Annotated in this window: 26 protein-coding genes; 13 read left to right on the plus strand and 13 right to left on the minus strand. The window is 63.0% G+C overall.

Annotated elements, in window-relative coordinates:
• Nucleotides 1–4: 4 nt before the first annotated feature.
• The 3 genes from cimA to cysS all read right to left on the minus strand — a co-directional run bounded on the left by cimA (nt 5) and on the right by cysS (nt 3,646).
• Nucleotides 5–1,603 (minus strand): citramalate synthase, encoded by a 1,599-nt coding sequence (cimA, locus tag QA643_RS24105; RefSeq protein WP_283028377.1) that lies wholly within the window; start codon nt 1,601–1,603, stop codon nt 5–7.
• On the minus strand, nt 1,600–2,112 hold the full coding sequence (locus QA643_RS24110) for a GNAT family N-acetyltransferase (protein ID WP_283028378.1): 513 nt from the start codon (nt 2,110–2,112) through the stop codon (nt 1,600–1,602). The genes cimA and QA643_RS24110 overlap by 4 nt, the downstream gene beginning before the upstream one ends.
• A 118-nt stretch (nt 2,113–2,230) precedes the next feature.
• Nucleotides 2,231–3,646 (minus strand): cysteine--tRNA ligase, encoded by a 1,416-nt coding sequence (gene cysS / locus QA643_RS24115; protein WP_283028379.1) that lies wholly within the window; start codon nt 3,644–3,646, stop codon nt 2,231–2,233.
• Between the two features lie 302 nt (nt 3,647–3,948).
• Between cysS and QA643_RS24120 the strand changes: the two genes are divergently transcribed.
• Together QA643_RS24120 and QA643_RS24125 are read left to right on the plus strand one after the other, a co-directional pair.
• On the plus strand, nt 3,949–4,260 hold the full coding sequence (locus QA643_RS24120) for a hypothetical protein (protein WP_283028380.1): 312 nt from the start codon (nt 3,949–3,951) through the stop codon (nt 4,258–4,260).
• 190 nt (nt 4,261–4,450) lie between these two features.
• Nucleotides 4,451–5,608 (plus strand): DUF2865 domain-containing protein, encoded by a 1,158-nt coding sequence (locus QA643_RS24125; RefSeq protein WP_283034910.1) that lies wholly within the window; start codon nt 4,451–4,453, stop codon nt 5,606–5,608.
• A 51-nt stretch (nt 5,609–5,659) separates the two neighbouring features.
• Here QA643_RS24125 and QA643_RS24130 read toward each other — a convergent pair whose 3' ends face one another.
• A complete protein-coding gene (locus QA643_RS24130; protein WP_283028381.1) occupies nt 5,660–6,574 on the minus strand; it encodes a DUF2189 domain-containing protein in 915 nt (304 codons plus the stop codon).
• A 520-nt stretch (nt 6,575–7,094) separates the two neighbouring features.
• Here QA643_RS24130 and coxB point away from each other — a divergent pair.
• The 5 genes from coxB (at nt 7,095) to QA643_RS24155 (ending at nt 11,626) form a co-directional block, all read left to right on the plus strand.
• The gene (gene coxB / locus QA643_RS24135; protein ID WP_283028382.1) at nt 7,095–7,928 is read left to right on the plus strand and encodes a cytochrome c oxidase subunit II; all 834 of its coding nucleotides are present in this window, start codon (nt 7,095–7,097) and stop codon (nt 7,926–7,928) included.
• A 76-nt stretch (nt 7,929–8,004) separates the two neighbouring features.
• On the plus strand, nt 8,005–9,780 hold the full coding sequence (locus QA643_RS24140) for a cbb3-type cytochrome c oxidase subunit I (RefSeq protein WP_283028383.1): 1,776 nt from the start codon (nt 8,005–8,007) through the stop codon (nt 9,778–9,780).
• The gene (locus tag QA643_RS24145) at nt 9,777–10,481 is read left to right on the plus strand and encodes a cytochrome c oxidase subunit 3 (protein ID WP_283028384.1); all 705 of its coding nucleotides are present in this window, start codon (nt 9,777–9,779) and stop codon (nt 10,479–10,481) included. The genes QA643_RS24140 and QA643_RS24145 overlap by 4 nt, the downstream gene beginning before the upstream one ends.
• Before the next feature lie 11 nt (nt 10,482–10,492).
• Nucleotides 10,493–11,218, plus strand: coding sequence for a heme-copper oxidase subunit III family protein (locus QA643_RS24150; protein WP_283028385.1), 726 nt, complete (start codon nt 10,493–10,495; stop codon nt 11,216–11,218).
• Nucleotides 11,219–11,227: 9 nt separating this feature from the next.
• On the plus strand, nt 11,228–11,626 hold the full coding sequence (locus QA643_RS24155) for a cytochrome C oxidase subunit IV family protein (RefSeq protein WP_283028386.1): 399 nt from the start codon (nt 11,228–11,230) through the stop codon (nt 11,624–11,626).
• Nucleotides 11,627–11,751: 125 nt separating this feature from the next.
• Here the strand turns inward: QA643_RS24155 and QA643_RS24160 are convergent, their stop codons facing one another.
• Genes QA643_RS24160 through QA643_RS24170 form a run of 3 tightly spaced genes read right to left on the minus strand, consistent with a single transcriptional unit; the run spans nt 11,752 to nt 15,292 of the window.
• Entirely contained in the window at nt 11,752–13,503 is a 1,752-nt protein-coding gene (locus tag QA643_RS24160) for an NAD+ synthase (protein WP_283028387.1), read from the minus strand.
• 45 nt (nt 13,504–13,548) lie between these two features.
• Nucleotides 13,549–13,902, minus strand: a complete 354-nt coding sequence (locus QA643_RS24165) for a diacylglycerol kinase (RefSeq protein WP_283028388.1) — start codon at nt 13,900–13,902, stop codon at nt 13,549–13,551.
• A 1-nt stretch (nt 13,903) separates the two neighbouring features.
• Nucleotides 13,904–15,292 carry a 3-deoxy-7-phosphoheptulonate synthase class II gene (locus QA643_RS24170; protein ID WP_283028389.1) on the minus strand — a complete coding sequence of 463 codons (1,389 nt, stop codon included), beginning with the start codon at nt 15,290–15,292 and terminating at the stop codon, nt 13,904–13,906.
• 166 nt (nt 15,293–15,458) lie between these two features.
• Between QA643_RS24170 and QA643_RS24175 the strand changes: the two genes are divergently transcribed.
• Entirely contained in the window at nt 15,459–16,364 is a 906-nt protein-coding gene (locus tag QA643_RS24175; RefSeq protein ID WP_283028390.1) for an alpha/beta fold hydrolase, read from the plus strand.
• A gap of 71 nt (nt 16,365–16,435) precedes the next feature.
• Here QA643_RS24175 and QA643_RS24180 read toward each other — a convergent pair whose 3' ends face one another.
• Nucleotides 16,436–16,792: a hypothetical protein gene (locus QA643_RS24180; protein ID WP_283028391.1), complete on the minus strand. Its 357-nt coding sequence runs from the start codon at nt 16,790–16,792 to the stop codon at nt 16,436–16,438.
• Between the two features lie 255 nt (nt 16,793–17,047).
• On the opposite strand from QA643_RS24180, the gene QA643_RS24185 reads away from it, so the two are divergent.
• Entirely contained in the window at nt 17,048–17,638 is a 591-nt protein-coding gene (locus QA643_RS24185; RefSeq protein ID WP_283028392.1) for a cysteine hydrolase, read from the plus strand.
• Nucleotides 17,639–17,703: 65 nt separating this feature from the next.
• Nucleotides 17,704–18,780, plus strand: a complete 1,077-nt coding sequence (locus QA643_RS24190) for a flavodoxin family protein (RefSeq protein ID WP_283028393.1) — start codon at nt 17,704–17,706, stop codon at nt 18,778–18,780.
• A 101-nt stretch (nt 18,781–18,881) separates the two neighbouring features.
• Here QA643_RS24190 and QA643_RS24195 read toward each other — a convergent pair whose 3' ends face one another.
• From QA643_RS24195 to QA643_RS24215, 5 genes are all read right to left on the minus strand, one after another.
• Nucleotides 18,882–19,733: a 3-hydroxybutyryl-CoA dehydrogenase gene (locus QA643_RS24195; RefSeq protein WP_283028394.1), complete on the minus strand. Its 852-nt coding sequence runs from the start codon at nt 19,731–19,733 to the stop codon at nt 18,882–18,884.
• 133 nt (nt 19,734–19,866) lie between these two features.
• Entirely contained in the window at nt 19,867–21,252 is a 1,386-nt protein-coding gene (gene gor / locus QA643_RS24200; RefSeq protein ID WP_283028395.1) for a glutathione-disulfide reductase, read from the minus strand.
• A gap of 103 nt (nt 21,253–21,355) precedes the next feature.
• A complete protein-coding gene (locus tag QA643_RS24205) occupies nt 21,356–21,901 on the minus strand; it encodes a DUF2059 domain-containing protein (RefSeq protein ID WP_283028396.1) in 546 nt (181 codons plus the stop codon).
• A gap of 24 nt (nt 21,902–21,925) precedes the next feature.
• Nucleotides 21,926–22,624, minus strand: coding sequence for a ribose-5-phosphate isomerase RpiA (gene rpiA / locus QA643_RS24210; RefSeq protein WP_283028397.1), 699 nt, complete (start codon nt 22,622–22,624; stop codon nt 21,926–21,928).
• 99 nt (nt 22,625–22,723) lie between these two features.
• The gene (locus QA643_RS24215) at nt 22,724–23,560 is read right to left on the minus strand and encodes an SDR family NAD(P)-dependent oxidoreductase (RefSeq protein ID WP_283028398.1); all 837 of its coding nucleotides are present in this window, start codon (nt 23,558–23,560) and stop codon (nt 22,724–22,726) included.
• Between the two features lie 64 nt (nt 23,561–23,624).
• Between QA643_RS24215 and QA643_RS24220 the strand changes: the two genes are divergently transcribed.
• The 3 genes from QA643_RS24220 (at nt 23,625) to moaA (ending at nt 26,015) form a co-directional block, all read left to right on the plus strand.
• Complete coding sequence (locus QA643_RS24220) at nt 23,625–24,311, plus strand: HAD hydrolase-like protein (RefSeq protein ID WP_283028399.1); 687 nt, start codon at nt 23,625–23,627, stop codon at nt 24,309–24,311.
• 144 nt (nt 24,312–24,455) lie between these two features.
• Nucleotides 24,456–24,881 carry a hypothetical protein gene (locus tag QA643_RS24225; RefSeq protein ID WP_283028400.1) on the plus strand — a complete coding sequence of 142 codons (426 nt, stop codon included), beginning with the start codon at nt 24,456–24,458 and terminating at the stop codon, nt 24,879–24,881.
• A gap of 105 nt (nt 24,882–24,986) precedes the next feature.
• Nucleotides 24,987–26,015 (plus strand): GTP 3',8-cyclase MoaA, encoded by a 1,029-nt coding sequence (gene moaA / locus QA643_RS24230; protein ID WP_283028401.1) that lies wholly within the window; start codon nt 24,987–24,989, stop codon nt 26,013–26,015.
• The last annotated feature ends 353 nt before the right edge of the window (nt 26,016–26,368 follow it).

Raw genomic sequence — 26,368 nt, forward strand, 5'->3', positions numbered from 1 at the left:
AACCTCACGCCAGCGCGCCTGATTTCACCAGCTTGTAGACCACCGAATCCATCAGCGCCTGGAACGAGGCGTCGATGATATTGGGCGAGACGCCGACGGTGGTCCAGCTGTCGCCGTTCTCGTCCTCGCTCTCGATCAGCACCCGCGTCACCGCTTCCGTGCCGCCATTGAGGATACGGACGCGGTAGTCGATCAGCTTCAGCCCGTCGATATACTTCTGGTACTTGCCGAGGTCCTTGCGCAGGGCGACGTCGAGCGCATTGACCGGGCCATTGCCTTCCGCCGCCGAGATCAGCCGCTCGCCGGCGACGTCGACCTTCACCACCGCAAGCGCCACTGTGACGCGCTGGCCGTTGGCGTTGTACCGCTGCTCGACATTGACGTCGAACTGCTCGACCTTGAAATATTCCGGCACCTTGCCGAGCGTGCGCCGCGCCAGGAGGTCGAACGAGGCGTTGGCGGACTCATAGGCGTAGCCCGCCGCCTCCCGCTCCTTCAGTTCCTCGACCAGCCGAGCGAGCTTTGGATCGCTCTTCTCGTACGGGATGCCGGCGCGGTCGAGTTCGGCCATCACGTTGGAACGGCCGGCCTGATCGGAGACAAGCACCTTGCGGAGATTGCCGACGGATTCGGGCGCGACGTGCTCGTAGCTATGCGGATCCTTCATCATCGCCGAGGCATGAATGCCGGCCTTGGTCACGAAGGCGCTTTCGCCGACGTATGGCGCGTGGCGGTTCGGCGCGCGGTTGAGCATATCGTCGAGCGTGCGCGATACCTTCATCAACGTCGCCATCTTGTCCGACGTCACGCCGATCTCCAGGATATCCGCGAATTCGCTTTTCAGACGCAGCGTCGGGATCAGCGAGCAGAGATTGGCGTTGCCGCAGCGCTCGCCAAGCCCGTTCAGCGTACCCTGGATCTGCCGCGCGCCGGCGCGCACGGCGGCCAGCGAATTGGCGACCGCCTGCTCGGTATCGTTATGGGCGTGGATGCCGACATGGCTGCCCGGGATGTGCTTGACGACGGCGCCGACAATGGTCTCAATCTCGTGCGGCATGGTTCCGCCATTGGTGTCGCACAGCACCACCCAGCGCGCGCCGGACTCATAGGCCGCATTGGCGCAGGCCAGCGCGAAATCGGCGTCCTCCTTGTAACCGTCGAAAAAGTGCTCGCAGTCGACCATCACCTCGCGGCCGGCCGCCTTGGCGGCGCTGACACTGTCGCGGATCGAGGCGAGGTTTTCTTCGTTGGTGGTCTCGAGCGCCACGCGCACCTGGTAGGCCGAGGATTTGGCAACGAAGCAGATCGCGTCGGCCTTGGCTTCGATCAGCGCCGCCAGTCCCGGATCGTTCGAGGCCGAGCGGCCCGGCCGGCGCGTCATGCCGAACGCGGTGAATTTGGCGTTCTCGAATTTGGGCTTGGCAGAAAAGAATTCGGAGTCGGTCGGATTGGCGCCGGGATAACCGCCCTCGACATAGTCGATGCCGAGTTCATCCAGCATCTGCGCGATGGCCTGCTTGTCGTGCAGCGTGAAGTCGACGCCATTGGTTTGCGCGCCGTCGCGCAGCGTGGTGTCGAACAGATAAAGACGTTCGCGGCTCATTGTGGCGCTCCCGGCGCGGCGTTCGGCGCCAGCGCCTTTTGCATCGTGGTGTTGGCGAGCCATTCGCCATTGAGCGAAACGGTGTTGCGTTGTTTCGCAGTATAGCCGCGCTTACGGAACAGCGGCTCGGCGGTGTCGCTGGCATCGACCGTCAGGGTTTTGACGCCGCGCGCGCCGGCGAGTTTCTCCAGCGCATCGACCAGCATGGTCGCAACGCCCTGCCCCGCCACGCTCGGATGAACGAACAGCATGTCGATATGGTCAGCCCCTTTCAGCGAAGCGAAACCGACCGGCGCATTCTGGATGGTCGCGATCAGCGTCAACTGTCCGGCAAGCTTCTTGCCGAAGGCAGCTTCATCCTCGGCAACCGCTGCCCAGGCCTCTTGCTGCGCCTCGCTGTAATCGTCGCCGGTCAGTTCCTCGATGGCGGCAACGAAGATCGCCGCCAGCATCGACCCATCCGCCGGCAGAAACGGCCGCAAGCCGGGTTTCGGCAATGCCTGTCCCATGGCTCCTACCACAATCCGTAAAGCCTGGTCGCCAGCGCGATGGCGCCGGCAATCAGCGCGATCTTAAGCGCGATATAATACAGCCAGTGTTTCGGGAACGGCGTATCGGGCCTTTCCATCACGCGATCTCCCAGGTGGTCACGGGTTTTCCGTCGGCATCCTTGCCGTCCTTGATGGCAACGCCCATCGCGGCGAGTTGGTCGCGGATGCGGTCGGATTCCTTGAAGTCTTTTCGCGCACGCGCCGCCGCGCGCTCCGCAATCAGGCGGTCGACCTCATTCGCATCGATACCGCTCGCCTGCTGCTTGCGCCCCTTCCACTCGGCAGCGCTCACCGAGAGGAAGCCGAGCAGCCGAAGCGAAGCCGCAAACTCGCCCCGCTCGCGCTCCCCGCCGGAGGCGGCCGCATTGCGAAGGCCGTGCAGGATGGCCATGGCCTGCGCCGTGTTGAGGTCATCATAGAGTGCCTCGACCATCGCCGCCGACGGCTGGCCGCCTTCGGCGTCGGCCGCGACCGCGTACCAGTCGTCGAGCGTCTTCGCACTCTCTTCCGCACCCTTCAGCGTCCAGTCGAGCGGCGAGCGATAATGCGTCTTCAGCATGTTGAGACGCAGCACCTCGCCCGGCCAGTCGGCCAGCATGTCGCGGATCGTGAAGAAGTTGCCGAGCGACTTCGACATCTTCTCGCTCTCGATCTGCAGGAAGCCATTGTGCATCCAGACATTCGCCATGCGGTCGGAATGAAAGGCGCAGCAGGTCTGCGCGAGCTCGTTCTCATGGTGCGGGAACACCAGGTCGATGCCGCCGCCATGAATGTCGAACCTCTCGCCGAGATGCTTCCAGGCCATCGCCGAGCATTCGATGTGCCAGCCCGGACGTCCCTCGACCTTGATGCCCGAAGGTGACGGCCATGACGGCTCGCCCGGCTTCGATGGCTTCCACAGCACGAAGTCGGTGTTGTCGCGCTTGTAGGGGGCGACGTCGACCCGCGCCCCGGCGATCATCTCGTCGAGCGAGCGTTTCGACAGCGCACCATAGCGCGGCATCACCGAATTAGATTCGTTCATCGCTGAAGGCGAGAACAACACGTGGTCTTCGGCGACATAGGCAAAGCCGCCCGCGACCAGCTTCTCGATGATCGCGCGCATCTCCGGGATGTGTTCGGTCGCGCGCGGCTGCACCGTCGGCGGCAAGCAGCCCAGCGCGGTGACGTCGTCCTGATACTGTTTATAGGTTTCTTCGGTGACCTTGCGGATCGCCTCGTTGAGCGGCACGCCGGGATAATCGCGCGCGGCGCGGACGTTGATCTTGTCGTCGACGTCGGTGATGTTGCGGACATAGGTCACGTGGCCGGCGCCATAGCGATGGCGCAGCACGCGGAACAGCACGTCGAACACGATCGCCGCGCGGCCGTTGCCGATATGGGCATAGTCGTAGACCGTCGGTCCGCATGCATACATGCGGACGTTGTTCGGATCGAGCGGCACGAACGGCCGCTTCTCCTTCGTCAAAGTATCGTAGAGGCGCAGTTCCATAGGTACCCAATCCCTTGCGGCCGGGCGTCCGATGATCTCAGTTTTGAGAAAAGACGGCCTCAGCCAGCGAATCGCTAGCTAATAATCTCGCGGCAAATGCTGCAGATGGCGAGGAGACCGTTCATGGTTCCACCATTGCGGTATCCAAGGGACGCCGTCAAGGCCTTGCTTGTGCCTGATTTGGCGCCGAACAGGTCGCCAAACTCATCCCAATCGCTGCCGCCCCCAAGGCTCATGGTTAATCATTATTAACTCTTTGGGCCTAGTTCTGGCGCAGTCCCTTCTCCCTGCCGGTGTCTCCCATGCGACTTCCCTCCGCACTCCTTGCCAGTGCCTTCCTGCTTGGCGCCGTTTCGGCCGCATCGGCCGATAGCCGCGTCTTCATCGTGGCCAACCAAGCCGATGGCTACGGGGTCGACGAGTGCCTCGCCGAAGGACACAAATGCGGCGCCCACGCCGCCCGCGCGTTTTGCCAGTCACGGGAATTTGCGCAGGCCAGCGCCTACCGCCGTGTCGAGCATAATGAGATTACCGCCACGGTTCCAGGCGACGGCGGCGAACGCTGCACGGGCCCGTCATGCGGCGAATATGTGGCAATCACCTGCCAGCGCTAGCGCGTGAGGGCCGACCGAAAGCTGAATTGTCCGTAGAATCAACGACCCGCTTGCCACATCGGCGCCGTGGAAACGACGTGACGCTGCCCTGAGAAGCAGCTATTGGATGCAGCCTTGGCCGCAGAATGCTGCCATGACCGCGCCGTCAGGCTCGCTAGCCCCCGCGCGGAACAGCCCTCAATGGCCGGACATGCTCAGAATTCGCAACATTTCCCCTTCCCTTCGGATGTTGACCTGCGCCCTCCTGCTCGGCGTCGCCACGGGCGTACCTGCTGCGGCGCAGACGCCCCAGGACGCGATGGCTCAGATGAGCCAGGATCCGCCGCCGAACGCGCAAGCAAACCCGATCTGCATCCGCCTCGAAGGGCAATTGGCGACAATCGACCGCGGCGCCGGCACCGGCGATCCCGCCAAGGATGAACAGATCCGCCGCTATCAGGAGGCCCAGGGCAAGCAGCAGGGCGAACTCGATCGCGTCACGCTGCAGGCCAAGCGGATGGGCTGCGAAAGCTCCGGCTTCTTCTCGCTGTTCAGCGGCCGCTCCGCCGAGTGCGGCCCGGTGAACAACCAGATTCAGCAGATGCGCGCCAATCTCGACCAGATCACCACCAGCCTGGAGCGGCTGCGCAGCGGCGGGATCGGCGGCAATGAGCGCGAAAACCAGCGCCGCTCGGTGTTGCTGGCGCTCGCGCAGAACAATTGCGGCCCGCAATATGCCGCAGCCGCGCGCGGCCCCGGCAATTTCATCGACAGCCTGTTCGGTAACAACAACGCCACGCTGCCGCCGCCGAGCGCCGATCTCGGCGCACCGTCCGGCACCTTCCGCACCGTCTGCGTCCGCACCTGCGACGGCGGCTATTTCCCGGTGTCGTTCGCCACCTATCAACAGCGGTTTCAGGATGACGAGCGCACCTGCAAGGCGCTCTGCCCGGCGACCGAAGCGACACTGTTCACCTACCGAAATCCCGGCGAGGACATCAACCAGGCGGTCTCGATCAGTGGCCAGCCCTATACGTCACTGCCGAACGCCTTCAAGTTCCGCACCGAGTTCAATCCCTCCTGTGCCTGCAAGGCCGCAGGCCAGACCTGGTCGGAAGCGCTGAAGTCGGTCGATGATCGCGCCGGCGTCGAACAGGGCGACATCATCGTCACCGAAGAGAGCGCGAGACGGATGCAGCAGCGCGGGCAGAAGGGCAACAGCCCGCCCCCGTCCGCCAAGAAGGGCGTGGCGCCCGCCGGCACCGCCGCAGCACCGGCGCCCGCGGCGCCTCCGGCCGACACGGCCGCGACCGGCGACAAGGACAAGATCCGCACCGTCGGCCCAACCTTCATCCCGCCGAAGCAGTAGCGCCGGCTATCATTCCGTCGGCAGGCGCGAACGCGGGTTCGCGTTTGGTCGCTATGGCTCGCGTTCACGGCTCCACGGGAAGAGAACGGCCGGAAAATCCGCCGCGTAGCGATGTCCCTTCCGCAGGTGGGGATGATCCTCCGGCGGGTTGGGATTCGGCTCCACGACCCTCCGGTATAAATGCCAAGTGGCGTGACCGAGCACCGGCAGAACGACGGCGAGGCCGACGAAGAGCGGCAGCGAACCGATCACCAGCAGCGCGGCGACGACTAGCCCCCACCCGGCCATCGGAATCGGATTTTTAATCACAGCCCACACTGACGTCCTGATGGCATCGATCGCAGTCGCATGGCGGTCAAGCATCAACGGAAACGACACAACGCTGACGCACAGCGCCACAACGGCGAAAAGAAAGCCAACGCCGCAACCGACGATGATGAGCAGCCATCCGTCCGGCGTCGTCAGCACGCGGTTGGCGAAATCGGGGATGCTTGCGGCCGGAGCATGACCGAAGATTTCAACGTAGATGGCATTCGCTACCCCGATCCAGGCCCCGAACAGAACGAGCAGGAGGACGCCGAGTTCGAGCATGGCGCCGAAAGCTGGAGCGCGCAGCACGTGAAGCGCATCCGATACGCTGACCTCCTCGCCGCGTTCGCGACGACGGCTGAGCTCGTAAAGGCCAATCGCGGCAAAAGGTCCAATCAAGGCAAACCCAGCGGCCAGCGGAAACAGCAGCGGCAGCACGGAATAGCCGAGGACCATCCTGAACAGGGCGATACCGAGAACGGGATAAATCACGCACACCACAACCGCGTGGCTCGGCATCGCCTGGAAGTCTTCCCACCCCAGGCGGAGCGCCTCGCCCAGGTCGGAAAGTTCGATTTTACGAATCGGAACTCGGGTAGCCTCGCCGAATACGTGCCGTCCTACTTTTGCGATGCTTTCGGAATACAGAGTGGCCATGGACGCACCCTCCCATGTTGCGGCGGTCGAACGACACGCCGCAACCTGCGCGTCTCCGCCCTGGTGTGCGAGAGTCGCGGTCGAGCCGAGCACGGCAAATGCATCGAAAGCAGCCTAGCCGGACGAAACCTGTCGCGACCTGCCCAATGACTGTAGCGCTACCAAGCTTAGGCAGCGCTCACGGTTTGGTGAGTGTGCACGTTGGCGGACATTAGGTGCATTGCGTCATCATCAAACAATCGCCTCACGCTCGCCAACGCACGGCGTCGGCACACCTCCCGAGGCTCAAGTGATCTATTGACGCCGTCCCCGACGCGTATCATCCTGTTTTCTGACGCCCGGATCCGATGAATTGCGGTCGTAACGTGCGCTCCGAGCCACGTTGGATGTCGCGACCGGTTCAAAGTTGGGCGAGGCAAGACGCACTGCGATGGCGCATGTGAAGTCAGCCATCAAGACAGGTGCGAGCTCCGCCCTTTGATTCATCTCCGTTGCCTTTGGTGGCAAGGAGGAATGAGGGATGATTGTCGCCATCATACTGCTTCTGGTCGCAATCGGCTCGGTGCTGTTTCACATTTACAGCCCGTGGTGGTGGACGCCGATCGCCACTAATTGGAGCTACATCGATCATACCATCAGCATTACCTTCTGGATCACCGGTATCGTTTTCTTCGCGGTGATCGCTTTCATGGCCTATTGCGTCTTCCGTTTTCATCACAAGGAAGGAAGGCAGGCGCACTACAATCCCGAAAACAAGAAGCTCGAATGGTGGCTCAGCATTGGGACGGCAATCGGCGTTGCCGCCATGTTGGCACCGGGCCTGTTTGTCTGGCACCAGTTCGTCACGGTTCCGGCTGATGCCACCGAGATCGAGGTCATGGGCCAGCAGTGGCAGTGGAGCTTCCGCCTCCCGGGGAAAGATGGCCGGATGGGCACGACCGACGTCCGCTACATCAATCCCGATAACCCCATGGGCTTGAATCGCGACGACCCGCACGGGCAGGACGACGTCGTGGTCGAAAGTGGCGAGTTGCATCTCCCGGTCGGAAAGCCGGTCAAGGTTCTACTCCGCTCCGTCGATGTCCTGCACGATTTCTACGTGCCTGAATTCAGGGCCAAGATGGACATGGTGCCCGGCATGGTCACCTATTTCTGGATGACTCCGGTCCGCACCGGGACGTTCGATGTGTTGTGCGCCGAGTTGTGTGGCGCAGCGCACGCGCAGATGCGCGCCAAGGTCGTCGTCGAGGAAGAAAGCGAGTATCACGCCTGGCTGGAGCAACAGAAGACGTTTGCAGAATTGTCAGGCCGAAGCGCCGTTACGAAGGCAACGTACAAATCCGGCGGCAAGTAAGTGCCGTTGCAAAGATAGATCGGGCGCGTGAGGCCAGGTCTTCACTCCCGATGGAAACGACCGAGGAGGTATTTCTATGGTCGATGTTCCGTATGATGCAGTCACAGATGTCCCGCCTGCCGAAGTGGCGGAGGTTGATCTCTATCATCCCCGGAGCTGGTGGACGCGGTACGTCTTTTCGCAAGACGCCAAAGTCATCGCCATCCAGTACTCGCTCACGGCGACGGCAATCGGGCTGGTCGCCTTGGTGCTGTCGTGGCTGATGCGGCTGCAATTGGGATTTCCCGGCACGTTCTCCTTTATCGATGCAAATCAATATCTCCAGTTCATCACCATGCATGGGATGATCATGGTGATCTATTTGCTCACGGCATTGTTCCTGGGAGGCTTCGGCAACTACCTTATCCCGCTGATGGTCGGCGCCCGGGACATGGTATTTCCCTATGTGAACATGCTGAGCTACTGGGTCTACCTGCTCGCAGTCCTGGTGCTGGCATCGACCTTCTTCGTGCCCGGCGGGCCCACCGGCGCCGGCTGGACCCTGTACCCGCCGCAGGCGCTTCTCTCCGGCACCCCCGGACAGGATTGGGGCATCATTCTCATGTTGGCCTCGCTGATCCTGTTCATCATCGGCTTCACCATGGGCGGCCTGAATTACGTGGTGACCGTGCTGCAGGCGCGCACGCGGGGCATGACATTGATGCGTTTGCCACTGACGGTGTGGGGCATTTTCACGGCCACTGTCATGGCGCTATTAGCCTTCCCTGCGCTGTTCGTGGCTTCGGTCATGATGCTTTTCGACCGCCTGCTGGGAACGAGCTTCTTCATGCCGGCACTTGTCGAGATGGGGCAGCAGATGAAGTATGGCGGCGGCAGCCCGATCCTGTTCCAGCATCTGTTCTGGTTCTTCGGCCATCCCGAAGTCTACATCGTCGCACTTCCGGCCTTCGGCATCGTCTCCGATCTGATCAGCACCCATGCGCGGAAGAACATCTTCGGCTATCGCATGATGGTGTGGGCCATCGTGGCGATCGGCGCGCTCAGCTTCGTCGTATGGGCGCACCATATGTACGTCAGCGGCATGCACCCGAAATTCGGGTTCTTCTTCGCCACCACGACGCTCATCATCGCCATCCCGACCGCCATCAAGGTCTACAACTGGGTATTGACCCTGTGGCGCGGCGACATCCACCTCACCATCCCGATGCTGTTTGCGCTCGGCTTCATCATTACGTTCGTGAACGGCGGGCTCACCGGCCTGTTTCTCGGCAACGTGGTCGTGGATGTGCCGCTATCGGATACCATGTTCGTCGTCGCGCATTTCCATATGGTGATGGGTGTGGCCCCGATCATGGTTGTGATGGGCGCGATCTATCATTGGTACCCCAAAGTGACGGGACGGATGCTCAACGATGCGCTGGGCAAGTTTCATTTCTGGGTGACGTTTCTCGGCGCCTATCTGATCTTCTTCCCCATGCATTACATTGGATTGCTCGGGGTCCCGCGCCGGTATCATGACATCGGCGAAGCGGCGTTTATCCCCTCATCGACCCATACGCTCAATGCCTTTATCTCCATCATGGCTTTGATCGTGGGCTTCGCCCAGATGGTGTTCCTGTTCAATCTTGCCTGGAGCTACTTCAAGGGCAGGCCTTCTGGTGGCAATCCATGGCGGGCGACAACACTGGAGTGGCAGACGCCGGAGACTCCACCCGGGCACGGCAACTGGGGCAAGGAGCTTCCAGTGGTCTATCGATGGGCGTATGACTACAGCGTGCCGGGTGCTGCGCAGGATTTCATTCCGCAGAACCAGCCACGCGCGATACCGGCCCTGCAGGGGGCCGCGCCGTGAGCGCCATTGTCCTGTTCATGGCGGTGATTGCGGTCATCGCCGGATGGTGGCTTTCGCAGCAACGGCTGACGTCCAAACCTTGGCTGGAGGAAGGGCCGATCGGTAACTTCCCCGGCACGGGCGCAATGACCTGGCCCGCAGCGAAAATCGGGCTAGGCGTATTTCTCGCCGTCGCCGGTTCGCTGTTTGCACTCTTCATCAGCGCCTACTCCATGCGCATGAACATGGTGGACTGGCGGACGCTGCCCGTGCCCGGGCTGCTGTGGGTCAATACGGGCGTTCTGGTCCTTAGCAGCGTTGCGCTGCAATGGGCATACGTGGCTGCGCGGCGGGACGACATGGAGAATGTCTCCATCGGCCTATGCGCAGGGGCAGCATCCGCCATTACATTCCTTGTTGGGCAACTGTTGGCGTGGCAGCAGCTGAGGGCTGCCGGCTATTTCGTCGCGTCCAACCCAGCCAACTCGTTCTTCTACCTGATCACGGCGGCGCACGGACTGCATCTGGTCGGCGGCCTGGTGGCCTTGGGCAGAACGACTGCCAAGGCATGGCGTGGCGTTGAAATGGCTCAGATGCGCCTGAGTGTGGAACTCTGCGCCATCTACTGGCACTTCCTGCTGTTGGTCTGGTTGGCCTTGCTCGGGCTGCTGACGGGCTGGACGGACAACTTCGTCGACATCTGTCGCCGGTTGCTCACCTAGGGAGAAGCCAGATGGCGGAGACTGTGCTGACACATTCCGTACAACCGCCTGCACAGCTTGAGGGCGGCTGGAGAGGCATCGCTGCCGACTGGTCCTCGGATCAGCGCGCCTTCAAGAATGTCTCCTGGGGGAAGGCCATGATGTGGATCTTCCTCCTGAGCGACACTTTCATCTTCAGCTGTTTCCTGCTGTCCTACATGACCGCGCGAATGTCCACGACCGTGCCGTGGCCGAACCCGAGCGAAGTTTTCTCCCTCAACATCGCAGGCCACCACATTCCGCTGATCCTGATCGCCATCATGACCTTCATCCTGATCAGCAGCAGCGGAACGATGGCGATGGCCGTCAATTTCGGCTACCGCCGCGATCGCGTCAAAACCGCAGTCTTGATGCTTATCACGGCGGCCTTTGGCGCAACGTTCGTCGGAATGCAGGCGTTTGAATGGACCAAGCTGATCATGGAGGGCGTACGGCCCTGGGAAAATCCGTGGGGCGCAGCGCAGTTCGGTTCAAGCTTCTTCATGATCACCGGCTTCCACGGCACCCACGTGACGATCGGTGTGATTTTCCTGATCGCGATTGCGCGAAAGGTCTGGCGCGGCGACTTCGACGTCGAAAGGCGCGGCTTTTTTACGAGCAGGAAAGGACAATACGAGAACGTCGAAATCATGGGGTTGTACTGGCATTTCGTCGATCTCGTCTGGGTGTTCATCTTTGCCTTCTTTTATCTTTGGTGAGGTCGGCGCATGACAAGCACAGCAGTAATAGATGAACGACAACCTTTACGACAAACCCATGCGCATGACGCAATCGCCGTTGGAGCCACGCACGCAGAGGGGCAGCAGCACCCGATCAAACTCTATCTCGTGGTGTGGGGATGGTTGTTCGTCCTCAGCACCGGCTCCTATCTCGTCGACTACTTTGGCCTTCACGGCTATCTCAGATGGTCGCTGATCCTGCTGTTCATGGTGCTGAAGGCCGGTTTGATCGTCGCCGTGTTCATGCACATGGCATGGGAGCGGCTGGCGCTCGCCTATGCCATCCTGCTGCCTCCGGTGCTGGTACTGGTCTTTGTGGCCATCATGGTGTTCGAATCCGACTACACGCACCTCATACGGGTCCTGTTCTTCGGGTCGCCGACATGACGCCGTGGCGACACGTTTCAGCCTGCAGCCAGGTTGCTGGTCTCACTGGGGAACGCGCGGACGCGCAGGCTGAAGGCTTTTTCCGAAGCAGCCTATCGGGAAATCATCAACTCGCTGGTTGGAGTTTATCCCTCGAACGCGTCGGCTGAGGCTTTTCCGGCGCGGGCGACCAGTCTGTCGTCGGGCGCGGGCAGCGCCTTGCCATTGTCGCGGAAGCGGTTGGTGATGGGATAGCGGCGGTCGCGGCCAAAGTTCTTTTCCGTCACCTTGACGCCCGGCGCTGCCTGCCGCCGCTTGTATTCGGCGATGTTGAGCAGCCGGTCGATCCGCGTCACCACGTCGGCCGGGAAACCGGCGGCGATGATCGTGGCGAGCGGCTCCTCGCGCTCGACCAGCCGTTCGAGAATGCCGTCGAGCATCTCGTAAGCCGGCAGCGAATCCTGGTCGGTCTGGTTCTCGCGCAGTTCCGCGGTCGGTGGGCGGGTGATGATGTTGACCGGGATCACCTCGCCCGATGGCCCGAGCGCGCCGTCCGGCTTCCACTCGTTGCGCAGGCTGGAGAGGCGGAATACTTCGGTCTTGTAGATGTCCTTGATCGGATTGAAGCCGCCGTTCATGTCGCCGTAGATCGTGGCGTAGCCGACCGACATTTCCGACTTGTTGCCGGTCGTCACCACCATCGCGCCGGTCTTGTTGGAAATCGCCATCAGCAGCGTGCCTCGGGTGCGCGCCTGCAGATTTTCCTCGGTGATGTCGCGTGGCAGGCCGGCGAACGGCCCGGCCAGAATCTTCTCGAAGCCGTTGACGGCGTCCGCGATCGGCAGCACCTCGTAGCGGATGCCCAGCGCTGTCGCGAGCTTGGCCGCATCCTCGAGCGAGACCTGAGCGGTAAAGCGGAATGGCAGCATCACGCCGCGCACTTGGTCGGCGCCGAGCGCATCCACCGCGATCGCCGCGCACAGCGCGGAATCGATGCCGCCGGAAACGCCGAGCAGGACGCCCGGGAAGCCGTTCTTGCGGACGTAGTCGCGCAGGCCGAGCACGCAGGCCGCGTAATCGGCCTTGTCACCCTCGATGAGCGGCATCACTGGTCCCGAACAGCGCCAGCCGTCAGTGCCCTTGGTCCAGCTCAGGGTCGTGGTGTGCTCCTCGAACGCGGGCAGTTGCGCCGCGACCGAAAAATCGGCGTTGAGCGCGAACGAGGCGCCGTCGAACACCAGCTCGTCCTGCCCGCCGATCTGGTTGAGATAGACCAAAGGCAGGCCGCTTTCGGTGACACGGGCGACCGCAATCGACAGCCGCAGATCGTTCTTGTCGCGGGCGTAAGGCGAGCCGTTCGGCACGACGAGGATTTCCGCGCCGGTCTCGGCGAGGCACTCGACGACGTTCTCGTATTCCTCTGATTCTTCGAGCCAGATGTCCTCGCAGATCGGGACGCCTACCCGGATGCCCTTGACCGTCACCGGCCCGGCGGCGGGGCCGCGGGCGAACAGCCGCTTCTCGTCGAACACGCCGTAGTTCGGCAGATTGGCCTTGAACCGAAGCGCGGCGATGCGGCCCTGATCGAGCAGCGCGCAGGCGTTATAGAGCTTGCCGTCCTCGACCCAGGGCGTACCGATCAGGACGGCCGGCCCGCCCCCTGCGGTCTCGCGCGCCAGCTCTTCGACCGCCGCGCGGCAAGCGGCCTGGAAGGCAGGCTTGAGCACCAGATCTTCCGGCGGGTAGCCACAGATGAACAATTCCGGCAGCAGCAGCAGATCGGCGCCATCGGCCGCAGCCTTCGCGCGCGCGGCGCGCGCCTTGGCGGCATTTCCCGTGACGTCGCCGACCGTCGGGTTCAACTGCGCCAGCGTAATCTTGAAAGTTGGTTCGGTCATGGGAGCGATGGTGCCCTGCATAAGAGCAAACCGCAATTGCTCGGTTCAAATTGCGCCTATGCGTTCGGCGAGGGCGAACAGCCAGAATGTACCGGCCATCAACAATGCGACGCCGACCGCCGCCGATCCCATGTCCTTGACCTGGCCGATCTTCGGATCGTGGTCCATGGTCAGGCGGTCGGCGAGCTTCTCGATCGCGGTGTTGAGCAGCTCGACCACCAGGACAAAGGCGACGGCCGCGACTAGTTCCACGCGGCGCATCATGGTCGCGCCGACCAGCCAGGCCAGCGGCACTGACAGTAGCAGCGCGAACAGCTCCTCGCGGACGGCCTGCTCCGAACGGATCGCAAAGGCGAGGCCGTTACGCGTATTGATGGTGGCCCGCCAAAGTCGCAGCAAATCAGAGTCCCGCTACGGCCGGCATCGGCTTTTCCTTGCCCGCGCGTTCCTGCTTGAGCAGTTCGGCGATCAGGAAAGCCATATCGATCGATTGTTCGGCATTGAGGCGGGGATCGCAGACCGTGTGATAGCGGTCGTTGAGATCCTCGTCGGTGATGGCGCGGGCGCCGCCGATGCATTCGGTAACGTCCTGCCCGGTCATCTCCAGATGCACGCCGCCGGCATGCGTCCCCTCCGCGGCATGGACCGCGAAGAACGACTTCACTTCCGCCAGCACCCGGTCGAACGGCCGGGTCTTGTAGCCTGATGTCGAGGTGATGGTGTTGCCGTGCATGGGATCGCAGGACCAGACGACGACCCGCCCTTCCCGCTGCACCGCGCGGATCAGGCCGGGCAGATGATCGGCGATCTTGTCGGAGCCGAAGCGGCCAATCAGCGTCAGCCGTCCCGGCTCGTTGTCGGGATTGAGGACGTCGATCAGCTTCAAGAGCTCGTCCGGCTTCAGCGAGGGACCGCATTTCAGGCCGATCGGATTCTTGATGCCGCGGAAATACTCGACATGGCCGTGATCGAGCTGGCGGGTGCGGTCGCCGATCCAGATCATGTGTCCCGACGTCGCGTACCAGTCGCCGGTGGTGGAATCGACGCGGGTCAGCGCCTGCTCGTAGCCAAGCAGCAGCGCCTCATGGCTGGTGTAGAAATCGGTCGCGCGCAGCTCTGGGTGGCTTTCGAGGTCGAGGCCGCAGGCGCGCATGAAATTCAGCGCATCGGAAATGCGGTCGGCCAGCTCCTTGTAACGCCGCGACTGCGGGGAATCCTTGAGGAAGCCGAGCATCCACTGGTGCACGCTGCCGAGATTGGCAAAGCCGCCGGTCGCGAACGCGCGGAGCAGGTTGAGCGTCGCGGCCGATTGCCGGTACGCCATCATCTGGCGCTGCGGGTCGGGAATGCGCGCTTCCGGCGTGAAGGCGATGTCGTTGATGATGTCGCCGCGATAGCTCGGCAGTTCGACACCGTCAACCTTCTCGGTGTTCGACGAGCGCGGTTTTGCGAACTGACCGGCGATGCGGCCGACCTTCACCACTGGCAGCGCGCCGGCATAGGTCAGCACGACCGCCATCTGCAGCAACACGCGGAAGAAGTCGCGGATGTTGTTGGCGCCATGCTCGGCAAAGCTCTCGGCGCAATCGCCGCCTTGCAGCAGGAACGCCTCGCCCTTCGCCACCCGCGCCAGCGCCTTTTTCAGGTTGCGCGCCTCGCCGGCGAACACCAGCGGCGGGAACGTGGCGAGCTGCGCCTCGACGTCGGCCAATGCCTTGGCATCGGGATAATCGGGGACTTGGAGCACCGGCTTGGTGCGCCAGCTGTCGGGCGTCCACCGCTCGGACATGTCGTTAACTCCTGAGCAAAAACCGTAACTTATCGGAAGGGCCGCGTTATACACAGACCTTCGGCCAACCGCCAGTTGGATTTCAGGTAATCCTGACAAACCCTTGCAGTCAAAGCCGAATTCGCATTTGCTTGCGGACGCTCGCGGAAGCTGAGGAGGACAAGCAGTGACCGGGCCGGGGCTGGACGACGTTTTTAGCGACGATATCACGCTGCCCGCGGCGGACGGATACCCCCTGGCCGCGACGCTGTTTCTGCCCCGCGGGGCCAAGCGCCACGCCATCCTGATCAATTCGGCGACCGCCGTCCCCCGTAGATTGTACCGCGGCTTCGCCGGCTACCTCGCCAAGCGCGGCTGCGCGGTGCTGACCTACGACTACCGCGGCACCGGCGACAGCCGGCAGCAGTCGCTGACCGGCACCCACCGGCCGAAATCGCTGGTCGGCTTCAAAGCCTCGATGTCGGACTGGGCGGCACAGGACATCACGGCAGCCGTCGCCTGGATGCGCGAGCGCTACAAGACGCTGCCGTTCGCCTATGTCGGGCACTCCTTCGGCGGCCAGGCGCTCGGCCTGTTGCCGAACAATTCGAAAATCGAGCGCGCGCTTCTGATTGCGGCGCAGGCCGGCTACTGGAAACTGATGACGGCGCCGGAGCGCTACCGCGTCTATGCCCTCTTGAACTTTGTCGGCCGTCCCCTCACCCGCATACTCGGCTACATGCCGGGCAAGGCCGGCCTCGGCATGGACCTGCCGAAGGATGCGTTCCTGCAATGGGCCCGCTGGGTGATGAGCCCGCGCTATCTGTTCGACGATTCCGGGCTCGATACCTTGCAGAATTTTCCGAAGTACCGGGGCGCGTTGCGCGCGCTCTGCATGGCCGACGCCCCCTGGGCGACGCGGCCCGCGGTCGAACTCCTGTGCGCGGGATTCACATCGATCACGCCGGAGATCATCACGGTGACGCCGGCAGAGGCCGGTGCCGCGAGGATCGGACATATGGGATTTTTCAGGCCCGAGCACCGCGACACACTGTGGCGCGGCGCGGCGGAGTGGCTTGAAGCGGAGAAATAGATTCGCTGCCGTCATTGCGAGCCACCGGGTCGCGCGAATGCGCGCTCGATGACTCGCAATGACAGTATTTGCTAAACCCTCCTGAACGCTATCGCACCGGCGAGCGAGCGCGGGCGTGTGCGGACCGCGCCGCCATCGTTGCCGCTGTGAACGATCCACTGGCCATCGGGCGTTTGCCCCGTGATGATTCCGACATGATGGCGCCAGACAACGACGACGCCAATGCCGGGGCCGCCGGCGTTCATGCCTTCACCGGCCCACGAGCGCGCCAGCGCCAGACGCCGATCAGGTTTGCCGAGATATTTGCTTAGGTAGCTTCCGCACCAGGCGTGTGCCCGATGGCCGTGATGCCGATGATGGGGACGGGCCTCGGCCTGAACGGAGAACACGAGCAGAACCGTCGACGCGACAGCGAGGGGTTTTAGCATGAATACTCCACAGATGGCTGGGGGGATGGCAGGTACAAACCCCGCCCCAACAACGTTCCCGACCGATTGTTCCCGCATGGCTGCCATTTTCGTTACAGTGAACACCCTCGGTACGAATCAATCTTTGGCGTGCTTTGCCGGCATTGGTCACATCGCGCGCGTTCGGCTCGCAGGCGTTGCTGCGAAACGTTTCAAGCCCTTGCTGAAACCAGTTTCTGTTTGCCGAATTAGCCAACAAACCATCAGAGGCCTTCGATGCAAGCCATCAGCGACGCGGCGCATCTGTGCATCGATATGCAAAACATCTTCGCCAAGGGCGGCGTATGGGAAACGCCATGGATGGAGCGTGTGCTGCCGGTGATCTCGGATATCTGCGCGCGCTATCGCGAACGGACAGTGTTCACGCGCTTCGTCACGCCGGAAAAACCCGAGGACCGGCGCGGCCAGTGGCAGGTCTATTTCACCAAATGGCAGCGTGCGACGCGCGGCAGTCTTCCGCCGGACGCGCTCGACCTGGTGCCGGAGCTTGCGCGCTACACGCCGCCGGCGCTGGTGGTCGACAAGCCCGCCTATTCGGCCTTCTTCGGCTCGAGGCTTGGCCATCTCCTGGTTGAGCGGCATGTCGGAACGGTGATCGTGTCGGGCGCGGAAACCGACGTATGCGTACTCTCGACCGCGCTTAGCGCCGTCGATCTCGGCTTCCGCGTCGTCATCGTTCAGGACGCGCTGTGCAGCTCCTCCGACACCGGCCACGATGCGCTGATGACGATGTACCGGACGCGGTTCAACGCGCAGATCGACCTGATCAGCGCCGCAGAACTGTTCGAACTCTGGCGTCCGGATTAGCGCCTGCTGGAACCGCCGCTCCCGCTCCGGAGTTGCCCTCAAACCCATCACGCGAGGATCGATCCATGGCGGCGCCGGATATTCGCAAGGAAATGCCGCCCGTCAAACTGCCGCGCGAGGAATTCGAAAAGCGCTATCGCAGCCGGTTTGTCGATCCGGCTTTCCAGCCGTTGCAACGCGAACTCGATGCCATCGTCGCGGCCGCATGGGACGCCTACAGCCATTCGCGCAAAGCCCCCCATACACGCAAGGCGGGGCCAGGCTTTGCCGATCCTGAATATGAAATCTCGGTCGACTGGCTCGCCGCGCGCCAGGCCATTCTCGAGGCCCAGCGGCGCCACGACGATATGGCAGCAGTGCCGCGCATTCTCATCATCAACGGCTCGGCGCGTAGCGAGCACACCTGCCCCGGCGAATCGTCGAAGACGTGGCGGCTGGCCAAGCTCACCGAGCCGATATTTGCCGGGATGGGATTTGCCGTCGACATTCTCGACCTGTCGCGGCTGACGTCGGAGTTCGGCCGGCAGATTCATCCCTGCAAGTCCTGCGTCGCTACCGCGATGCCGCTCTGCCACTGGCCCTGCAGCTGTTATCCGAACTATTCGCTTAATCAGACCGACGACTGGATGAACGAGATCTATCCGCTATGGGTCGCGGCCCATGGCATCCTGATCGTGGCGCCGGTCAACTGGTACCACGCCCCGACCCCGCTGAAGGCGATGATGGACCGCCTGGTCTGCGCCGACGGCGGCAATCCCGATCCGACCTCAACCCACGGCAAGCACGCTGACCAGGCCAAGGCGCTCGAGCTGAAGGGATGGCCCTACCCGCGGCATCTGGCGGGACGGCATTTTGGCCTCGTCGTGCACGGCGACAGCGCCGGCGCCGAAATGCTGCGCCGCTCGCTGTCGGACTGGCTGACCGACATGGCCCTGATCTCCGCCGGCCGCACCGCGGAAGCCGAAGGCTATGTCGGCTACATGGAGCCCTATGCCACCTCGCACGAGGCGCTGGATGAAGATCGCGAATTCCAGGAGGAAGTGCGCAACGCCGCCCGCGCGCTCGGCAACGCGGTGAAACTCGCGCGCGCGGGGAAGTTCGAAAATCCTGCGGCGGGACTTGTGCAGCCCGATCCGAAATGACTGCGTAGGGTGGGTTAGGCGAAGCCGTAACCCACCGTTCCTTCCGCGCGGAAACAAAGATGGTGGGTTACGCTACGCTAACCCACCCTACGCAACAACGCTCATTTCCCGTAGTTGTAAAACCCCTGCCCGGTCTTGCGGCCGAGATGGCCGGCGGCGACCATTTCCTTGAGCAGCGGCGCGGGACGGTATTTCGGATCGTTGAAACCTTCGTAGAAGACTTCCATCACCGACAGCATCGTATCGAGGCCGATCATGTCGGCGAGCGCGAGCGGGCCGATCGGGTGGTTGCAGCCGAGCTTCATGCCGGCGTCAAGGTCCTCGGCGGTGGCAATACCTTCCTGCAGCGCGAAGATCGCCTCGTTGATCATCGGGCACAGGATGCGGTTGACCGCAAAGCCCGGGCTGTTCTTCGCCGTGATCGCGACCTTGCCGACCCGCTTGGCAAAGGCTTCCGCCTTGGCGTGGGTGTCGTCGGACGTCTGCAGGCCGCGGATCAGTTCGAGCAACGCCATCAGCGGCACCGGGTTGAAGAAGTGCATGCCGATGAAGCGGTCCGGACGGTCGGTCGCGGCGGCGAGTTTTGTAATCGAGATCGACGAGGTATTGGTCGCGAGCAGCGCCTGCGGCCGCAGTTTTGTACAGAGGTCCTTCAGGATCTTGACCTTCAGCTCCTCGTTCTCGGTCGCGGCCTCGATGACGAGATCGCAGGTGGCAAGCTTCGCAGTGTCCGTGGTGGTGGTGATGCGCGCAATCGCGGCCTGCCGGTCGGCGTCGGTCATCTTCTGCTTGTTGACGAGGCGCTCGAGGCTGCTGGACACGACCGACATGCCCCGCGCCAGCGCGGCATCGGCGATATCGGTCATGACGACCGGAAGTCCGGCGGCGGCACACACCTGCGCAATGCCGTTGCCCATCGTGCCCGCGCCGATAATGCCGATCTGCTCAATCATTGTTTGTCTGCCTCTGTTCTTAAGTAATGGGTCACGTCAGCCTGTAGGATGGGTGGAGCGAAGCGATACCCATCATCTTCTCCGCGAAAGGAAATGATGGGTTTCGCTTCGCTCTACCCATCCTACGACCTGCTTACTCCGCCGCCTCGCGCACATATCGTGCCGTCGGCGTTCGCATCGTCACCAGCTCTTCCGCGGCCGTCGGATGCAGTGCAATCGTCGCATCGAAATCGGCCTTGGTCGCCTTCATCTTCACCGCGATCGCCACCGCCTGGACGATTTCGGCGGCGGTGTCGCCGACGATGTGGCAGCCGAGCACGCGGTCGCTCGCGCCGTCGACGACAAGCTTCATCAGCACGCGGGTATCGCGGCCGGACATCGTCGCCTTGATGGGGCGGAAATCTGCCTTGTAGATATCGACATGGTCGAACTGCGCACGCGCCTGCGCCTCGGTCAGCCCTACGGTGCCGACTTCGGGCTGCGAGAACACGGCGGTCGGAATGGTGGAGTGATCGACCTGCACCGGGCGCTTGCCGAACACGGTGTCGGCGAAGGCGTGGCCCTCGCGGATCGCGACCGGCGTCAGGTTGAGGCGGTGGGTGACGTCGCCGATCGCGTAGATATTGTCGACCGAGGTCTTCGACCATTCGTCGACGGCGATGCCGCCATTCGCCGGGTTGATGGCGACGCCGGCCTTCTCGAGCCCGAGATTGGCAACGTTCGGATGCCGCCCGATCGCGAACATCACCTTCTCCGAGGCAATGCTCGAGCCGCTCGACAAATGCGTCGTGAACTCGTTGCCGTACCGGTCCACCTTCTCGATGGTGCAGCCGGTGATGATGGTAATGCCCTGCTTCTCCATCTCGGCGCGGACGTGCTTGCGGACGTCCTCGTCGAAACCACGCAAGATATTGTCGCCGCGATAGATCACGGTGACGTCGGAGCCGAAGCCGGCAAAGATGCCGGCGAATTCCAGCGCGATATAACCGCCGCCCTGGATCACGATGCGCTTCGGCAGTTCGGTGAGATGAAACGCCTCGTTGGAGGAAATCACATGCTCGATGCCGGGGATCTCGCGGCCGTGGTTGGGCGCGCCGCCGGTCGCGATCAGGATGTATTTCGCGGTGACCTTTTCGCCGGTCATCAGGCGCAGGGTGTGCGCGTCTTCCAGCACCGCGCGGGTCTTCGCGATGCGCGCGCCCGATTTCTCGACATTGGCGGCGTAGATGCCCTCGAGGCGGGCGATCTCCTTGTCCTTGTTGGCGACCAGCGTCGTCCAATCAAACGAGACATCTGATATGGTCCAGCCGAAGCCGGCGGCATCGGCGATCTCGTGGCGGACGTGGGAGCCGAGCACGAACAGCTTTTTCGGTACGCAGCCGCGGATTACGCAGGTGCCGCCCATCCGGTATTCTTCGGCAACCATGACCTTGGCGCCGTAGCCGGCGGCGATGCGGGCGGCGCGTACGCCGCCCGAACCACCGCCGATGACGAACAGATCGACGTCGAACTCAGCCATGGCCAGCCTCAGTTTCCGCGAGTAGCGAGTGGCGAATAGCGAATCGTAAGCTCACCCGGTTGCGCACGTTCCATTCGCTACTCGCTATTCGCAATTCGCCAACTCAGATTTCCTTGCCGCGCTTCTTCATCTCGGCGCGGAACTGGCCGTTGATCGTTTCGGCAAATTGCTGCGCCCACTGATTCATGTAGGACATGCTGAACTGGATGGCGCGGGGTTCGTTCGCGAGCAGCTTCTGGCCAAGCGGCGACTTGTAGAAGGTCACGAGGTCCTTCAACTCCTGCTCGGTGAACTCGTTGGCGTAGACCTGCGCCATGCCGTCGCCGATTTCCTTTTCGCGGCCCGCCAGATTCTTGGCGATGATCACCGCGACCTCGTTGAGATCCTTCTGATAGTTCAGATTGCTCTGCATCAGCACGTTCTTGGTCTGCTCGACGAGATTGGGAACGGCGTTGGCGTACATCGCCGACGCATTCTTCATCGCCAGGATTTCCTTCGCGGCAGCGATCGCCGCCGGCGAACCGGGCTTCAGTTGCGTGGTCGCGGGCGCTGCGGGCGCGTTTTTCTGCTGCGCCTCGGCCGGAACGGCGGTCAGGGCCAGTCCCACTGCAAGGCCGGCCGCCGACAAAATCCGTGAAAGGCTCTTCATTCCGATTCTCCTCGATTTCCGGCGTTACCGCCGCTCAACTACGCGAATTCCCTGCGCACCTGCCAGGATGGCGGTGCTGGCCAGGCCAATGAACAACCCGTGCTCGACGACACCCGGGATCAGGCTCAACAGGTCCGCCAGACGCGGCGCATCCGTGATGCGCCCAAGATGGGCATCGACAATCCAGTGGCCGCCATCGGTGACAAAAACGTGGCCGTCCCTGCCCTTGCGGAGCCCCATTTGCCCGGAAACGCCGCTTTGGGCAAATGCCGCGGCCATGGCCCGCTGGGTTGCGGCCAGCCCGAACGGGATCACCTCGACAGGTAGGGGGAAACGGCCGAGCACATCGACCCATTTGGTGTCGTCCGCAATCACGATCATGCGATCCGACGCGGCCGCCACGATCTTCTCCCGCAGCAACGCGCCGCCGCCGCCCTTGATCAGGTTCAGCGCGGGATCCATCTCGTCGGCGCCATCGACCGTGAGATCGAGCCGGTCGACTTCATCGAGCGTGGTCAGGGGAATTTTGCAGGCTTCGGCCTGGGCACGGGTCGCCTCCGAGGTCGGTACGCCGACCACACGCAAGCCCCCCGCCACCCGCTCGCCGAGCAGATCGACGAAATGCCTGGCGGTCGAGCCGGTGCCGAGCCCCAGCTTCATGCCGTCCTGTACCTGCTCCAGCGCCTGCGCCGCCGCCTGGCGCTTCAATTGGTCCATGTTCACGTGCTGACGATGCTCCGAAGGAATCCGCCGATCCGCGGGCGCATGTCTAGCGTCGTTTTGGCCCTGGGAACAGCGCCTAAAAGCCGTGCATGAGCAGGATTATGGGGGCGAAACCTCATCCATTGCCGCCAAAATGGCCGCGAACCGCCCCTCCACCTGGGCCCGCATGCCCGGATGGGTGAAAATATACAGTTCATCGTTGTGGATCGCGCTCAGTACGCGCGCACCGACCACCTCCGGCGCAAGCCCGGCATCGATGTTTCGGATGATCTCGGCCAGCATCGCCGCGGCCGGACTGGCAGGATCGAGCGGTTGCGACTGGCCATAGCGCGGGGGACGATTGCGTCCGCTCTCGCCGATGCGGGTGCGCACATAGCTCGGACATAACACGCTGACGCCGATGCCGTGCGGCTTGAGCTGCACCGCGAGACCTTCCGACATACTCACCACGGCGAATTTGCTCGCGTGATAAGGGCTCAAGCCCAGCCCGGCATGCATTCCCGCCATCGACGCAGTGTTGACGATATGGCCGCCCTCGCCGTGGGCGCGGATGTGCGGCAGGAAGCTCTTGATGCCGTGCACGACGCCCATCAGGTTCACATCGATCACCCATCGCCAATTGTCGAGCGAGACGTGGTCGATGCCGCCGCCGGCCGCGACGCCGGCATTGTTGCAGACCACATGCACCTTCCCGAAGGCGTCGAATGAGGCTTCCGCGGCGCGTTCCACGCTTGCGGCATCGGCGACATCGCAAACGGTGCCGCTGATATCGGGCGAAATTTCCCGCAGGCTCGCGACGGCAGCCTGCAGCGCGTCCGCCTCGATATCGGCCAGCATCACCTTCATGCCGGCCTGGGCGAACGCCCGGCCGAGCGCCAACCCGATCCCGGCGGCGCCACCGGTCACAAATGCCGTCTTGCCGGCAAGCTCCCGCATGGGCTGCTCCCTCTGTTTGAGTTCCCTACTTGCATGATATCTCGGCTGCCGCTAGCGAATTCCGATGAGCTTTCCCCGCACCGTTGTCTTCGACCTAGACGGCACCCTCGTCGATACCGCGCCGGACCTGATTGCCGCGCTCAATTACGTGCTCGACCGTGAAGGGTTGCCGCCTCTCCCTTTCGAATCGGCGCGCAACATGATCGGCGCCGGCGCGCGCAAGCTGATCGAGCGCGGGCTCGAGGTCGAGGGCCGGGTCACGAGTGTCGACGACCTCAACCGCTTGACCAGAGATTTCATCGATTATTACGCCACCCACATTGCCGACGCCTCGCGGCCGTTCGAGGGGCTGGAGGTCGCCCTTGACGAACTCAAGGTGCTGGGCTGCCGCTTCGCGGTGTGCACCAACAAGTTGGAATGGCTGTCAAAGCGGCTGCTCGACCAATTGGGCCTGAGCGGACGATTTTCGGCGATCTGCGGCGCCGACACTTTCGGCGTCGCCAAGCCTGACCCGATCATCCTGCAGCAGACGGTGGCACGGGCCGGCGGGTCTATCGCCACCACCATTATGGTCGGCGACGCCGGCCCGGATGTCGGCGTGGCGCGGCGGGCCGGGGTTCCCGTGATTGGGGTCGAGTTCGGCTATACCGACGTTCCGATCGCCGAATTGAAGCCGGACCGGCTGATCGGCCATATGAGCGACCTGCCGGCGGCGGTGGAAGCCCTCAGTAAAGTTCCATCCCGTTCCTAATCGTTTGATTTCCGTGAAGTATTTGGAGCGACATTTTGCGGCGTTAACCATTCTTTAACGAATTTGGCCGGTTCGGTTGCGGCCCTGTTGCTGCACTCCTATGGTTCCCTTGTGGCGGATTGCCGCAACCCAGAGTGCCCGATCATGCGCCGTGTCATCGCGATTGCCGTCGCCGGGATGGTTCTCGCCGGATGCTCCTCGTTTTCCCTCGATTCCTTCAAGTCGGCGCCACCCCTGGTGCCGGTTGCGCTTGAATCGGCGCCGCCGGGTGCGGAGGCCACGACCTCGCTCGGACCGGCCTGCAAGACCCCCTGCTCGGTCCAGGTACCCGCGCCCGACGCCGGCTTCTCCGTCACCTTCGCGATGGCCAAATTCGAGCCGGTCACGGTGCCGATCCAGGTGATCCGAAATCCCGGGGATTTTGCCTCGCCGCCCACCACCATCATCGAGCCAAGCCCGGTGTTCGCCGAACTCAGGCCGGTCGCGCCGCCCGCCAAGGCGCGCAAGCCGATGCGGCCGAAGAAGAAGCCGAAGGCCGCCGCGGCGCCGGCCCCTGCTGCACCGCGCTAACCCGGCGCTGCGTTGCCGATTGTGGGGGCCTCACAAGCTGCCTAGATTATGCTAGCGAACCCCGGGGCACAGGCGGCCCCTTCTAGTGGCTACAAGGCAGTTTGAATGAGCGGATCTCCGTCACCCGATCATCTGTTGCGTCCGATGGTCGACCCCTTCGGCCGGACCATCCGGTACCTGCGCGTATCGGTGACCGATCGCTGCGACCTGCGCTGCTTCTACTGCATGTCCGAGGACATGACGTTCCTGCCGAAGAAGGACCTCCTGACGCTCGAGGAACTCGACCGTCTCTGCTCGGCCTTCATTGCCAAGGGCGTGCGCAAGATCCGTCTCACCGGCGGCGAGCCCTTGGTCCGGCGCAACGTGATGTCGCTGGTGCGCTCGCTGTCGCGGCACCTTGGCAGCGGCGCGCTCGATGAGTTGACGCTCACCACCAACGCTTCGCAACTGGCGCGCTTCGCCGCCGAGCTCAGCGATTGCGGCGTCCGCCGCATCAACGTCTCGCTCGACACGCTCGATGCGCAAAAGTTCCGCGCCATCACGCGCTGGGGCGATCTCGACAAGGTGCTCGCCGGCATAGAGGCGGCACGCGAGGCCGGCCTTGCGGTCAAGATCAACGCCGTGGCGCTGAAGAACATGAACGAGGAGGAAATCCCCTCGCTGATGGAATGGGCGCACGGCAAGGGCATGGCGTTGACGCTGATCGAGGTGATGCCGATGGGCGAGATCGGCGAAGGCCGGATCGACCAGTATGTGCCGCTGTCGCTGGTGCGCGCCCGCCTCGCCCAGCACTACACGCTGACCGATCTCGACGAGAATACCGGCGGCCCCGCGCGCTACGTTCGGGTCGGTGAAACCGGCGGCAAGCTCGGCTTCATCACACCGATGACGCATAATTTCTGCGAGTCCTGTAACCGGGTACGGATCACCTGCACCGGCACGCTGCACACCTGCCTCGGCCACGAGGATGCCTCCGATTTGCGCAAGCCGTTGCGGGCCTCCGCCGACGACGACCTGCTGTCTGCTACGATCGATCGCGCGATCGGGCTGAAGCCCAAGGGGCATAATTTCATCATCGACCGCCGGCATAACCGCCCGAGTGTTAGCCGCCACATGAGCGTTACCGGTGGTTGAACTTTCGATGCCGCGTTAACGCTTTCCGCGCAACAGGCTTGCCCTGGCGCCGATCTCCAAATCGCCAATTGACGCCGTCCCGCCGCGCTGAAATGGTGCGCCTGCTGCCACGCCACCAGCATGGCCGAGACAGGCCTCTGCATCTTCAGGTGCAGCCAAGCCGGCGGTAGCGCGAGATCGGGGGGACTGAACATTGCAATCGCATCTGCGAATGAGCTACGGCGCGTGCGTTTATGGCACGGAGCGCATCGACGTGTCGGTTGATTGCAAGGGGGCTCCAGGCGTCTGGCGCAAGTCGGCAACGCAACATCAATGAAGAAGTCCGGGCACGCATGAACTGACGTGTCGAGGAG

This window comes from Bradyrhizobium sp. CB3481, assembly GCF_029714305.1.
In the GTDB taxonomy this organism is placed as follows: Bacteria; Pseudomonadota; Alphaproteobacteria; order Rhizobiales; family Xanthobacteraceae; genus Bradyrhizobium.